The 12,517-nt window shown below is 69.1% G+C and carries 12 protein-coding genes; 4 read left to right on the plus strand and 8 right to left on the minus strand.

Going from position 1 to position 12,517, the window contains the following annotated elements; genetic code table 11:
* Nucleotides 1-6: 6 nt before the first annotated feature.
* Nucleotides 7-1,110, plus strand: coding sequence for an aromatic ring-hydroxylating oxygenase subunit alpha (locus JJ691_RS04645; RefSeq protein WP_249227681.1), 1,104 nt, complete (start codon nt 7-9; stop codon nt 1,108-1,110).
* On the opposite strand, the gene JJ691_RS04650 is transcribed toward JJ691_RS04645, so the two are convergent.
* From JJ691_RS04650 to JJ691_RS04675, 6 genes are all read right to left on the minus strand, one after another.
* A complete protein-coding gene (locus JJ691_RS04650) occupies nt 1,107-1,829 on the minus strand; it encodes a class I SAM-dependent methyltransferase (protein WP_249227682.1) in 723 nt (240 codons plus the stop codon). The genes JJ691_RS04645 and JJ691_RS04650 overlap by 4 nt on opposite strands.
* Nucleotides 1,822-2,616: an alpha/beta fold hydrolase gene (locus JJ691_RS04655; protein WP_211767560.1), complete on the minus strand. Its 795-nt coding sequence runs from the start codon at nt 2,614-2,616 to the stop codon at nt 1,822-1,824. Before JJ691_RS04655 ends, JJ691_RS04650 begins: the two co-directional genes overlap by 8 nt.
* 52 nt (nt 2,617-2,668) lie before the next feature.
* Nucleotides 2,669-4,084, minus strand: coding sequence for an APC family permease (locus tag JJ691_RS04660; protein WP_211767561.1), 1,416 nt, complete (start codon nt 4,082-4,084; stop codon nt 2,669-2,671).
* A 47-nt stretch (nt 4,085-4,131) separates the two neighbouring features.
* Nucleotides 4,132-5,508 carry an aspartate aminotransferase family protein gene (locus JJ691_RS04665; RefSeq protein ID WP_211767562.1) on the minus strand — a complete coding sequence of 459 codons (1,377 nt, stop codon included), beginning with the start codon at nt 5,506-5,508 and terminating at the stop codon, nt 4,132-4,134.
* Nucleotides 5,509-5,595: 87 nt separating this feature from the next.
* Nucleotides 5,596-6,057 carry an Lrp/AsnC family transcriptional regulator gene (locus JJ691_RS04670; RefSeq protein ID WP_249227683.1) on the minus strand — a complete coding sequence of 154 codons (462 nt, stop codon included), beginning with the start codon at nt 6,055-6,057 and terminating at the stop codon, nt 5,596-5,598.
* A gap of 7 nt (nt 6,058-6,064) precedes the next feature.
* Nucleotides 6,065-7,495, minus strand: a complete 1,431-nt coding sequence (locus JJ691_RS04675) for an APC family permease (protein ID WP_211767564.1) — start codon at nt 7,493-7,495, stop codon at nt 6,065-6,067.
* A 183-nt stretch (nt 7,496-7,678) separates the two neighbouring features.
* On the opposite strand from JJ691_RS04675, the gene JJ691_RS04680 reads away from it, so the two are divergent.
* A complete protein-coding gene (locus JJ691_RS04680; protein WP_211767565.1) occupies nt 7,679-9,109 on the plus strand; it encodes an aminobutyraldehyde dehydrogenase in 1,431 nt (476 codons plus the stop codon).
* A 74-nt stretch (nt 9,110-9,183) separates the two neighbouring features.
* Here the strand turns inward: JJ691_RS04680 and JJ691_RS04685 are convergent, their stop codons facing one another.
* Nucleotides 9,184-9,654 (minus strand): MarR family winged helix-turn-helix transcriptional regulator, encoded by a 471-nt coding sequence (locus tag JJ691_RS04685; RefSeq protein WP_211767566.1) that lies wholly within the window; start codon nt 9,652-9,654, stop codon nt 9,184-9,186.
* Here JJ691_RS04685 and JJ691_RS04690 point away from each other — a divergent pair.
* Nucleotides 9,647-10,684 carry a 4,5-dihydroxyphthalate decarboxylase gene (locus JJ691_RS04690; RefSeq protein WP_249227684.1) on the plus strand — a complete coding sequence of 346 codons (1,038 nt, stop codon included), beginning with the start codon at nt 9,647-9,649 and terminating at the stop codon, nt 10,682-10,684. The genes JJ691_RS04685 and JJ691_RS04690 overlap by 8 nt on opposite strands.
* Nucleotides 10,685-10,692: 8 nt before the next feature.
* Here JJ691_RS04690 and JJ691_RS04695 read toward each other — a convergent pair whose 3' ends face one another.
* Complete coding sequence (locus JJ691_RS04695) at nt 10,693-11,391, minus strand: AfsR/SARP family transcriptional regulator (RefSeq protein WP_211767567.1); 699 nt, start codon at nt 11,389-11,391, stop codon at nt 10,693-10,695.
* Between the two features lie 464 nt (nt 11,392-11,855).
* On the opposite strand from JJ691_RS04695, the gene JJ691_RS04700 reads away from it, so the two are divergent.
* Complete coding sequence (locus JJ691_RS04700) at nt 11,856-12,494, plus strand: helix-turn-helix transcriptional regulator (protein ID WP_211767568.1); 639 nt, start codon at nt 11,856-11,858, stop codon at nt 12,492-12,494.
* The last annotated feature ends 23 nt before the right edge of the window (nt 12,495-12,517 follow it).

The raw sequence follows: 12,517 nt of genomic DNA on the forward strand, positions 1-12,517 counted from the left end.
ACGTCCGTGACCGCCAGCCTGATCCCCACCTTGCCCGGCGCGTGCTACACCGACCCGGAGATCTTCCGCCAGGAGCAGGAGCGGGTCTTCGAGACGATGTGGTTCTGCGCCGTCCGGGCCTCGGACATCCCCTCCCCGGGCAAGTTCCGCACCGTCCAGATCGGACGGGAGAGCGTGCTGGTCTCGCGGGCCAGAGACGGCGCCGTCAGGGCGTTCCTCAACATCTGCCGGCACCGTGGGGCCAAGCTCTGCGTCGAGGACGAGGGCGAGGCCAAGCGGGCCTTCCAGTGCCCCTACCACGCCTGGACCTACGGTCTGGACGGCAAGCTGGTCGCCGCCCCCAACCTGACCAAGATGCCCGACATCGACCGCGTCGAGTACGGCCTGGTCACCGCGCACGTCCGGGAATGGCTCGGCTACGTCTGGGTCTGCCTGGCCGACACCCCGCCGTCCTTCGAAGACGATGTCGTCGGCGCGTGCACCGAACGTCTGGGCGACGCCTCGGCCATCGACCATTACGACGTGGCCAACCTCTCGGTGGGCCGGCGCATCGTCTACGACGTCAAGGCCAACTGGAAGCTCATCGTCGAGAACTTCATGGAGTGCTACCACTGCGCCACCATCCACCCCGAGCTCACCGAGGTGCTGCCCGAGTTCACCGAGGGCCTGGCGGCCCAGTACTACGTCGGCCACGGCGCCGAGTTCGGAGAGGAGATCCAGGGCTTCACCGTCGACGGCAGCTCCGGCCTGGACCGGATCCCGGGAGTCACCGAGGACCAGGACCGGCGCTACTATGCCATCACCGTCAAGCCCCAGGTCTTCATCAACCTCGTGCCCGACCACGTCATCCTGCACCGCATGTTCCCGTTGGCCGCCGACCGCACCGTCGTCGAGTGCGACTGGCTCTACCTACCGTCCGTTGTGGACACCGGCAAGGACGTCTCCCGCTCCGTCGAGCTCTTCCACCGCGTCAACGAGCAGGACTTCGAGGCCTGCGAACGCTGCCAGCCGGCCATGAACTCCCGCGCCTACGCCAAGGGCGGCGTGCTTGTCCCTAGCGAGCACCACATCGGCGCCTTCCACGAATGGCTCCAGGCCAAGCTGGCCTAGTCGTTCTGGAGCACGAAGAACAGGAAGGCCAGGAAGCTCGGGCCGGAGAGCTCGCGGAAGTCGTCGGGGAACTTCTCGCGGGCTTCGGGCACGGGGTAGGGCTCGCCGACGCTGAGGATGCGGAAGCCGGCGGCGGTGAAGGCGTCGGTCATGGCGTGCAGGGGGCGGTCCCAGAAGCGCAGCGGGACGGTGTGGCCGCCCATGGTCCACTCCTCGATCCGCTCGCGGGTGGCGAAGTAGTCGGGCTTGGTCCCGGTCTCGCGCTGCCAGAGGTAGATGGCGAAGGGATGTTCGACGGAGACGATGAGCCGGCCGCCGGGCCGCAGGACGCGCCGCAGCTCGGCGAGGGTCGGGCCCCAGTCCTCCAGGTAGTGCAGCACCAGCGACGCCGTGACGTCGTCGAACGTGTTGTCGGGGAAGGGCAGCGGGTAGGCGAGGTCGACGACCCGCAGGTCCGCCTCCTCGCCGAGCCGCTTTCGGGCCAGCTCCAGCATTCCGGCGCTGGCGTCGATGCCGGTCACGACGGCGCCGCGTTCCTGCAGCGCCGCGAACAGCGGACCCGCGCCGCAGCCGGCGTCGAGGATCCGCCGCCCGGCCACGTCCCCGGCGAGCGCCAGCATCGCGGGCCGCTCGTAGTGGGCGTTGAGCAGGTTGGACTCGTTCTCGGCGGTGTACGCCTCGGCCAGGGTGTCGTAGTGGTTCACACCAGATCTAATCACGATCAGCGATCTCGCGGACGGCCGCGGCGACGGCGCGGAAGTCCTTGCGCAGGATCGCCCCGTGGTTGCTCGCGACCTTCGCGCTGATCCGGATGTTGGGGTTGCGCCCGGTCACCGCCCCGAGGCTGGCCCGGATCCGTTCCTGCTCATCGCCCCTGCTGCCCAGCGACGTCCCCGAGGCGAGCACGTACCGGGTCGGGACGGTGATGTCGTCCAGCACCGGGCCGAGTTCGCGGGCGCTGGCGACCCGGCCGATCTCGATGTTGCAGTCGCCCATCTGCACGGCGCTCATCCGCGGGGTCAGGCCGGTCGGCCGCAGCAGCGGCATGACCAGGTTCAATCGCTTGAACAGCGCGCGGATCCGCTTCTCCATGGCCGCGTCCAGCCAGTCGAACGGCTGCGCGCCGTCGACCAGGACCGCGCCGAGGGCTCGATCCGGGTTCCGGCTGACCCAGTGCGCCGCGACGAACGCGCCGTAGGACCAGCCCACGACCAGCGGGCGCCGCACGCCCCGAGCCGCGAGCACGGCGTCGACGTCCCGGACGGCGGCCGCGAAGGAGTAGTCGGCCGAGCGCCCCGACTTCCGGCCGCGGGCCCGCTCGTCGTAGGTGATGTGCCGCCACCCCGGGCCCAGGTCGGCGATGACCCGCCGCCAGTAGCCCTGGGTGGCGAACTGGCCGTTGAGGTAGACCACGGGGATACCCGGGCCGCCGGTGTCGGTGACGGCCAGGGCGGTGTCGTCGACCGGCACCATACCGGCCCATGTCGAGGTGGTGTTCGTTGTCATGCGGCCACTGTCGGCGTCGGGGCTGACACCGCCCTGACAGCGGCCTGACACGCTAGACGGCAACCTCCTCGGCGCGCTCCTGGGCGTCGTCGAGCACGATGCGGCCGAGGATGGCGTAGGTGTCGGGGCGGAAGCGCTTGAGCGCCAACGCACCGACGATGCCTGTCACGAACAGCCCGGCCACGATCCAGGGAATGGCGTGGAAGAACGGGGTCGAGGCGGCGGCGCCGGCGGCGGCCCCGAGGTTGTCGACGAGCAGCCAGACCACGGCGATCATGCCGATGCCGCCGAGCAGGGGAGCGGTGAAGGTCTTGAACCAGTGCCGGGATTCCCGGTGGTTGCGGGCGAAGTAGCCGATCACGGCGAACGAGCACAGGGTCTGCACGATCAGGATGGCCATGGTGCCGAGAATGGCCATCAGGGTGTACAGGCTCAGGTACGGGTCCTGGCCGGCCAGGCTGAACAGGGCGACGATCACCACGGCGATGACGGTCTGGGTGAAGGAGGCGACGTAGGGGGAGCCGTGCCGCGGATGCGTGCGGCCCAGCCGCTTCCAGATCAGGCCCTCCCGCCCGATGGCGTACATGTACCGGGCGGCGCACTGGTGGAAGGCCATGCCGCAGGCGAAGGAACCGGTGATGAGCAGCCACTGGAACAGCAGCACGGCCCAGTGCCCGACGAAGGTCTCGGTGGGGCCGAAGAAGAAGCCGAGCGGATCGGCGGCCGCGACCTGGACCGAGCGAGCCAGGCCGTTGCCGGCGATGGCCATCCAGGACACGAAGATGTAGAAGATCCCCACCCCGACCACGGAGATCAGGGTGGCCCGCGGAATGGTCTTCTTCGGCTCCCGCGACTCCTCGCCGTACATGGCGGTCGACTCGAAGCCGACCCACGACCAGAAGGCGAAGAACAGCCCCAGGCCGGCGGCGGGACCGCCGAAGGCGTTGAGCGGATTGACGGGAGACAGGGGGATCCCGTCGGGTCCGCCCCCGCGCACGAGCACCGCGACGGCCATCAGGAACAGCATGCTGACCTCGGCGACCAGCATCACGCCGAGCAGCCGCGAGGTCAGGTGGATGTCGAAGTAGGACAGGATCGCGGTGGCGGCCAACATGATCGCGGCGAACAGCTGCCACGGCAGGTGCACGCCGAACTGGGCCAGCACGGTGCTCTGCGCGAAGTACGCGAAGATCCCCACGATCGAGGCCTCGAACACGATGTACGACATGACCGCGAGCAGGCCGCTGGCCAGGCCGATCACCCGGCCCAGGCCCTGCGACACGAAGCCGTAGAACGCGCCGGTGGCGGTGATGTGCTTGGTCATCGCCACGTAGCCGACGGAGAACACCGTCAGCACCACGGTGGCGAACAGGTAGCCGGCCGGTGCGCCGATTCCGTTGCCGAAACCGACCGCGACCGGGACGTTGCCGGTCATCGCGGTGATCGGGGCGGCCGTGGCGATCGCCATGAACACCACCCCGACCACACCCACTGAGTTGGCCCTGAGGCGATCCATCAGAGGAGCTGCCACGCTTTCTCGAGGCTGACGCGGAGAATCTGTTCCATCTCGTCGAAGTGCGACTGGTCGCAGATCAGCGGCGGCGACAGCTGCACGACGGGCTCGGCGCGGTCGTCGGCCCGGCAGTACAGGCCGTTGTCGAACAGGGCGGTGGACAGGTAGCCGCGCAGCACCCGCTCCGACTCCTCGGCGGTGAAGGTCAGCTTGGTGTCCTTGTCCTTGACCAGCTCGATGCCGTAGAAGAAGCCGGCCCCGCGGACGTCGCCGACGATCGGCAGGTCCCGCAGCTTGTCCAAAGTGGACCGGAAGGCGGCCTCGTTGGCCTGCACGTGGCCGTAGATGCCCTCGTTCTCGATGATGTCGAGGTTGGCCATCGCCACCGCGCAGGACACCGGGTGCCCGCCGTAGGTCGAGCCGTGCATGAAGATGTTGTGGCCCTGCAGGAACGGCTCCATCAGCCGGTCGCTGGCCAGCACCGCGCCCAGCGGCGCGTAGCCGGAGGTCAGTCCCTTCGCGACAGTGATCATGTCCGGCTGGTAGCCGTAGCGATTGGCCCCGAAGTCGTGGCCCAGCCGGCCGAACGCGCAGATCACCTCGTCGGACACGAGTAAGACGTCGTAGGTGTCGCAGATCTCCCGCACCCGCTGCCAGTACCCGGGCGGCGGCGGGAAGCAGCCGCCGGTGTTCTGCAGCGGCTCCAGGAACACCGCGGCGACGGTGTCCGCGCCCTCCATCAGGATGGCCTGCTCGATCTGGTCGGCCGCCCACCGTCCAAACGCGACAAGGTCGTCGCCGTGCTCGGGGGCCCGGTAGAAGTTGGTGTTGGGCACCTTGATGGCGCTGGGCACCAACGGCTCGAAGTCGGCCTTGGCGCCGGGGATGCCGGTGATCGACAGCGCCCCCTGCGAGGTGCCGTGGTAGGCCATCGACCGGCTGATCACCTTGTGCTTGGTGGGCTTGCCGGTGAGCTTGAAGTACTGCTTGGCCAGCTTCCACGCGGTCTCGACGGATTCGCCGCCGCTGACCGTGAAGAACACGCGGTTGAGGTCGCCGGGGGCCTGGGTGGCCAGCCGCTCGCCCAGTTGGACCGCGGCCGGGTGGGCGGCCGACCAGAGCGGGAAGTACGCCAGCTTGCGGGTCTGCTCGGCGGCGGCCTGGGCCAGCTCCTCGCGGCCGTGGCCGACCTGCACCGCGAACAGGCCGGCGAGGCCGTCGAGATAGCGCTTGCCATTGGTGTCGTAGACGTAGACGCCCTCGCCGCGCTCGATGACCGGGATGTCGGTCTCGGTGTACGCGGAGTGGCGGGCGAAGTGCAGCCACAGGTGGTCGCGGGCGGAGGCGGGGAGGTCGGCGCTCCCGGGGCTGACAGTCATGGCGTCCTCACCGATTTCGTCGTCCAAGTGGCTCTCGACTACGTTTATCGCACATCGGCAAGGTCAATACAAGGGATTCCGCAGGTCTTAGCGGGTGCCCCACTGGTAGGACTGCTTGTGCAGCCGCAAGTAGGGCATGGTTTCCACGTCCCGCACGCCCTCGACCGTGCGGATCCGGTTGGACATCAGGTCCAGCAGGTCGGCGTCGTCCTCGCAGACCGCCTCGCAGAGGATGTCGAAGCGGCCGGCGCAGACCACCACGTAGTCGATCTCCGGCATGGCCGCCAGCGCGTCGGCCACCGGCTCGATCGGGCCGCTCACCTTCAGCCCGAGCATGGCCTGCCGGAACAGCCCCACCTGCATGGGGTCGGTGACCGCGACGATCTGCATCACGCCGGTCTGCACCAGCTTGGCCACCCGCTGCCGGACCGCCGCCTCGGACAGGCCCACGGCCTTGCCGATGGCCGCGTACGGACGCCGGCCGTCCTCCTGGAGCTGTTCGATGATCAGTTTCGACGCCTCGTCCAGAGGCTCCGTGTTCCTGCGCACCGGCGCATCATCGCAGGTCTCCACCGGTTGGCACGGCAGCGGTGACCGTGTCCGCCGCCGCGTTGACCCGGTGGAAGTAGGTGGAACCCTTGCGCCAAGCGACAACCATCGGCACCACGCCCACCGCGAGCAGACCCAGCCCGATCCCGTTGACCACGGCGTCGTTGGAGCCGATGGCCTGCACGAACATCCACAGCAGGAACGCGGCGCCCAGCCCCGGCCACAGCCCGATCAGCACGAAGTTGCGCACGCTCTTGAACAGTTCGGCCCGGTGCGACACCACCACGGCGACGCCGGCCAGGCCGTAGTAGAAGGCGATCTGCAGGCCGATGGCGCTGATCGCGGCGGACAGGATCTCGCCCACCGAGCCGAGGAAGTTGGCCGCCACGAACAGGATCACCGACACCACGGCGACCACGACAGTGGCCAGCGTGGGGGTGCGCCAGCGCAGGTGGGTGCGGCCGAAGGCGCGCGGCAGCGTGCCGTCGCGGCCCATCGCGAACATCGTCCTGGTGACCTGGATCAGTGTGGTCTCCAGGGTGGCGATGGTGGACAGCACGACCGCGATGGACAGGATCTTGCCGCCCGGGCCGGGCCAGATCGCCTGGCCGAGCAGGTCCAGCAGGTTGCCGCTGCTGCCGGCGATGGTGTCGGCCGACAGCAGCAGGTTGACCAGCACGGTGAAGCACAGGAACAGGCCGAACACGATCACCACGCCGACGATGCCGCCGAGCCCGGCGGCCCGGCGGGCCGACTTCGTCTCCTCGTTCAGGTTGGCCGACACGTCCCAGCCCCAGTAGTAGAACGCGGCGACCAGCGCGGCCCCGGCGAAGCCGCCCATGCCGTCGAAGTGCGAGAAACCCAGCCAGGACCAGTCGAAGTGCTCGACGGCGATGCCCGGCGCGCGGACCAGGCCGACCACCAGGAACACCACGAGGATCGCCACCTCGATGCCGGACATGATCCACTGCGCCCGGGCCGTGACGTGCGCGCCGAGGTAGACCACCAGGGCCATGGCCGCGAACCAGACCGCGCCGACCAGTGTCACCAGCGCCGTGTTCGACGCCAGGCCCGGGTCGAACAGCGACAGCGTGAGCGAGCCGGCCGGGATCGCGCCGGCCACCATGAACAGCGTGGCCGAGACGATCAGCGCCCAGCCGGACAGGTAGCCGAGCACCGGATGTAAGGCGCGGCCGACCCAGGCGTAGCTGGCGCCGGCGTTGACCTCGGTGCGGCCGAGGTGGCTGAACGCCCAGGCGATGCCGAGCATCGGGAGCCCGCACCAGAGCAGCGCCGCCGGACTGCCCAGCCCCGCGACCGCGACCAGGGCCGCGGTGCTCGCGCCGATCGAGTAGGCGGGCGCGCTGCCCGCGACGGCCATCATGGCGGTGTCGGCCGCCCCGAGCACGTTGGCCCGGAGGGTGTGCTGCTCGGACATGGGCGCCTCCACAGGGTCCGCGGGTGACAGGGGCCACACCCGTGCGGTGTAGTGAAGGCGCTCGTGCTTGCGAAGTCAATGGTTCGGGCGACTGAAACAGCAACTTAATCGACCGGTTGCAATTGATACCGTCGCGCGAGAGCATGGTTTACGACTAAATCCGTGTCCGGAAGGATCCGTTCGGTGGCCGACAAGACCGTCTTCAGCAATCTCGTCAACGGCGAGCGCGTCGGTGCGGCCGACGGGCGCACCCTGGACGTCGTCGATCCGGTGACCGGCGAGGCGTACGCGACCTCGCCGCTGTCCGGCCCGGCTGACGTGGACGCCGCCGTCGCCGCCGCCAGTGCCGCCTTCGAGTCGTGGCGCGACACCACGCCGGCGCAGCGCCAGTTGGCCCTGCTCAAGATCGCCGACGCTATCGAGGCCCGCGCCGACGAGTTCGTGCGGGTCGAGTCGGCCGACACCGGCAAGCCGCTGGCCGTCACCGAGACCGACGAGATCCCGCCGTGCGTGGACCAGTTGCGCTTCTTCGCCGGTGCCGCGCGGGTGCTGGAGGGGCGGTCGGCGGGGGAGTACATGCCCGGGCACACCTCGTACGTGCGGCGCGAGCCGGTCGGCGTGTGCGCGCAGGTGACGCCGTGGAACTACCCGCTGATGATGGCCGTCTGGAAGATCGCCCCCGCGCTGGCCGCCGGCAACACCGTGGTGCTGAAGCCGTCCGACACCACACCGGCGTCCACGACCCTGCTGGCCGAGGTGTGCGCCGAGTTCCTGCCACCGGGCGTGTTCAACGTCGTCTGCGGCGACCGGGACACTGGCCGGGCCCTGGTGTCGCACGACCGTCCGGACATGGTGTCGATCACCGGTTCGGTGCGGGCCGGCATGGAGGTCGCCGCCGCGGCTGCCCAGGATTTGAAGCGGACTCATCTGGAGCTGGGCGGCAAGGCCCCGGTCGTGGTCTTCGAGGACGCCGACCTGGCCGCCGCCGCGGCCGGCATCGCCGCCGCCGGCTACTTCAACGCCGGGCAGGACTGCACCGCCGCCACCCGCGTGATCGTCGCCGCCTCGGTGTACGAGGAATTCGCGGCTTTGCTGGCCGCCGAGGCGCGGGGGATCAGGACCGGCGCGCCCAGCGAGGACGTCTTCTACGGCCCGCTCAACAACGCCTCCCAGTTGGAGCGGGTCGCCGGCTTCATCGAGCGGCTGCCCTCGCACGCCGCCGTGCTGGCCGGCGGTTCCGTGGTCGGCGACCGTGGCTACTTCTACGCCCCCACCGTGGTTTCCGGCCTGCGCCAGGACGACGAGATCATCCAGAACGAGGTGTTCGGCCCGGTGGTCACCGTGCAGTCGTTCGGGGACGAGGCCGAGGCGGTCGCGATGGCCAACGGCGTCAAGTACGGCCTGGCCTCCAGCGTCTGGACCCGCGACCACGGCCGGGCCATGCGGCTGGCCAAGCGCCTCGACTTCGGCTGCGTGTGGATCAACACCCACATCCCCATCGTCGCCGAGATGCCGCACGGCGGCTTCAAGCACTCCGGCCACGGCAAGGACCTGTCCACGTACGGCCTGGAGGACTACACCCGCATCAAGCACGTCATGTCCGCCTTCGAGTAGAACCCCGCGAGTCCCGCTCTCGGGCACATGAAACACAGGTTCGGGCATCTCGGAACTGGTGTTTCAGTTGCCTGTCAGCGGGACTCGCGGTCCAGGGCGACCAGGGCCTGGAGGAGGCCGCCGCCGGGGAGGCCTTGCTCGCCGAACAGGCGGCGCTGCACGTCGATCACCAGCGGCAGCGCCTCTCGGAGGACCTTGAGGCCGGCGGCGGTGACCTGCACGCACTTGGCCCGCACATCGGCCGGGTTGGGGGTGCGGGTGACGAATCCCTTGCCCTCCAAGGCCTTCAGCATGTGCGACAGCTGCATCGGCTGGATGTCGCCGTGCTCGGCCAGGGTGGCCTGGGCGACGGGCTCGCCGGACTGACCGAGCCAGGCCGCCATGGTCAGTGTCATGAACTGGAGCTGGGTGAGGTCGAGCGGGGCGAGCGCGCGGTCGGCCTCCCGCTGGTAGCGGTGGACGAGGCGCCACAGCACGAAGCCGACGGCGTTCTCCGGCGCGCCGAGGGACACGTCCGCGAACAGCTGCCTGGCCTCGATGCTCATGCCACCGGATCGTACCGGCGCTTGCGCCTCGTCCGCGTCGACACTAAAGTCCTTTAGTATGAATCTGAGCATCGGTTGCATGGAGTACGACCGCACCCGGGCGCTGTTCGACGGCAGCGTGCGCATCGAGGGTGTCGACGCCACGTTCGAAAGCGGACGACTGGCCTCGGACGTGTTCGAGCGTATGGTTCGAGACCAGGCTTTCGACGTCGCCGAACTGGGCCTGACCTTCTATCTGCGCACCCTGGCCCAGCCCGATCCGCCGTTCGTCGCGATTCCCGTGTTCCCGGCCCGCCAGTTCCGGCACGCGGCGATATTCGTCAACACCGCGAGCGGCATCGAACGACCCCGGGACCTCGTCGGCAAGACCATCGGCGAATTCGGCACCTACGGCCACGATGTCGGCGTCACTGCCAAGGGCCTGCTCGCCGACGACTACGGCGTCACCCCTGACCAATGCCGATGGGTCATCGGCGGCGCCGACTTCCCCATGACCCCCTTCGACTTCGTGCCGCTCATCCACCCTGCCGACGTCGACGTCTCACCCGCGCCGGCCGGCCGGGGCCTCAGCGCCATGCTCGAATCCGGCGAGATCGACGCCCTGATCTCCGCCCGGGTGCCCCAGTGTATCGTCGACGGCTCGCCCCGGGTTCGCCGGTTGTTCCCCGACTACGAGACCGTGGAACGCAACTACTATTCCCGCACCGGCATCTATCCCATCATGCACACCCTCGTCGTACGCCGAGACCTGGCACCTGATGTCATGCAGGCGGTCTACCGGGCATTCACCGAGGCCAAGGATGTCGCGCTGAATCGCTATCGTCACGGCTCTCTCGGTCAACACATGGACGTGATGGTTCCGTGGTTCACGCCACTGTGGGACCGCAACCATTTCCCGGACGACTTCTGGGCGTACGGCATCGACCCCAATCGCGCGGCCATCGACAGCTTTCTCCGGCACTTCCACGAACAGGGCCTGTCGGAGCGGCGGCTCGCCGTCGACGAGATATTCGCCGACGGCGACTGGTGACGGGCCGGTCAGACCGCCGCGGCCAGGGACTCGTGGATGAGGCCGCGGATCATCGGGGACGGGGCCACGCCGATCTCCCGGGCCAGCAGACGCCGGTAGTTCTGGTACGTCGACAGCGCCTCCGCCACGTTGCCCTCGGCCAGGTGCACCTCGATCGCCAGCCGATACGGGCTCTCCCGCAACGGATCCGCCCGCACCGCGGCCAGCGCTGCCTCCAGGGCGTCCCCGTGCCGGCCCGTCCGCAGGCACGCTGCCGCGAACCCCTCCACCGTGTGCAAATACAGCTGGCGCAAGCGTTCCCGCTCCACCAGCACCCACTCGTCGCACCAGCCCGGCAACAACTCGTGCGGGCCCAGCAGCAGACTCGTCGGCAGGTCGTCGCAGCCCTGCCGGGCCAGCGCCGACATCGCCACCAGCTCAGCGACATCCAGCCGTAGCCCCGGATCCAGGCTGATCGCGTCGCCGCCCACTCGCACCGTCGGCACCGGCAGCTGCTGCAACCGCCACAACGCCGTCCGCAGGCTCGCCGCCACCCTCGCCTCCTGGCCCTCCGGCCACAGCAGACCCACCGCCGTGTTCCGGTTCGTGTCCCGCCGCAGGGCCACCAGTGCCAACAACCGCTGCTGTGCCCTAGGCACCACCAGCTCCCGGCCGCCCGCCGACAACACGAAGCCGTCGAGCAGGGACAGGCGCGCGGTGTTGGACATGGAGCACCCCCGAGAGATCAGCCGTTCTACGTCGTCATGGTCACGCACAACCACAGGAGTCACTGCTGCATCCAGCCGATACCACCCGAAGGGGCAGTAACATGGCGCCGCCTTCGGCGTCGCGGCTCGGCCCCTCGTGACCGGTGCCTCGCCCTTGCCGGATTTTCGGCCGCCGCATCGGCGTGGGTGGGTGGGCGCGTTGTGTGGCGGCGGCCGAAAATCCGCCAACCGTGCGAAGCACCGGCGGGGCCGAGCACTCTGCTGTGTTGGCGGTCGGACTCCACGTGCCGGACCGGGCCTCGTGGTGTGACTACCCCTCGCATCTACCTACAGTAGAAAAGAAAGTGTGCGGTGATCTGATCCGGTGAAGGGGTCGAATTCCGGGATTACCGGGTGTGATCGGGGCTGACGTGTAGGTCACGCCAGGTATCGCAATTGGCGCAGCGCGTGAGAGTATCCGGCCCATGTACCGCCGTCGCCCTGTGTTGATCGTGGGGTTTTCCCCGCTGACCCGAATCGGATTGGCGCGAGTGCTGTCGCGGCTTCCCGATGTGGGGGCGATCAGCGCGGCGGCGTCGCCGGCGGCGGCGGTCCGATTCGCCAGTCGGACCGTGACCGGCATGGCCGTGGTGGATCAGACGGCCGATCCCGGGTTCACCCTCGTGCGGTCGCTGAGCAGCGGGTACACCCCGTGCCCGGTGGTGGTGCTGCTGACCCCGTCGGCCCACGCGGACGAGGACGCCAGATTCGCGTTCGGCCAGGGCGCGCAGGCGGTGGCCCTGGCCACGGCCTCGGCCAGCTATCTGCACCAGGTGCTGGCCGGCGTTTACCTCGGCGTGCCGATCCAGTCGAAGGGTGAGCCTGCCAACGCCGAGCATAAACGCGGCCATGCCCTGTCCCAGCGGGAAACGGAAATCCTCGCGCTGATCGCCGAGGGCATGAGCAGCAAGGTGATCGCGGAACGGCTCGTGGTGTCGGTGGAAACGGTCCGCTCACACGCCAAGAACATCATCCGCAAGCTGGAGGCGAACGGCCGCGCCGAAGCGGTTTCCATCGCCTACCGCACCGGCATCTTAGATTCAGACGCCCTGCCCCTGGCCTGAGCACACAGTCTCCCATTCCGTCA

The organism is Kutzneria sp. CA-103260, from assembly GCF_018263855.1.
Lineage (GTDB): Bacteria > Actinomycetota > Actinomycetes > Mycobacteriales > Pseudonocardiaceae > Kutzneria.

Bases quoted from the DNA above. Each gene is read 5' to 3' on its own strand.
- JJ691_RS04695 (WP_211767567.1), bottom strand. From the start codon at position 11,391: ATGTCCAACACCGCGCGCCTGTCCCTGCTCGACGGCTTCGTGTTGTCG.
- JJ691_RS04685 (WP_211767566.1), bottom strand. From the start codon at position 9,654: ATGAGCATCGAGGCCAGGCAGCTGTTCGCGGACGTGTCCCTCGGCGCG.
- JJ691_RS04700 (WP_211767568.1), top strand. From the start codon at position 11,856: ATGTACCGCCGTCGCCCTGTGTTGATCGTGGGGTTTTCCCCGCTGACC.
- JJ691_RS04690 (WP_249227684.1), top strand. From the start codon at position 9,647: ATGCTCATGCCACCGGATCGTACCGGCGCTTGCGCCTCGTCCGCGTCG.
- JJ691_RS04655 (WP_211767560.1), bottom strand. From the start codon at position 2,616: ATGACAACGAACACCACCTCGACATGGGCCGGTATGGTGCCGGTCGAC.
- JJ691_RS04675 (WP_211767564.1), bottom strand. From the start codon at position 7,495: ATGTCCGAGCAGCACACCCTCCGGGCCAACGTGCTCGGGGCGGCCGAC.
- JJ691_RS04660 (WP_211767561.1), bottom strand. From the start codon at position 4,084: ATGGCGATCGCCACGGCCGCCCCGATCACCGCGATGACCGGCAACGTC.
- JJ691_RS04665 (WP_211767562.1), bottom strand. From the start codon at position 5,508: ATGACTGTCAGCCCCGGGAGCGCCGACCTCCCCGCCTCCGCCCGCGAC.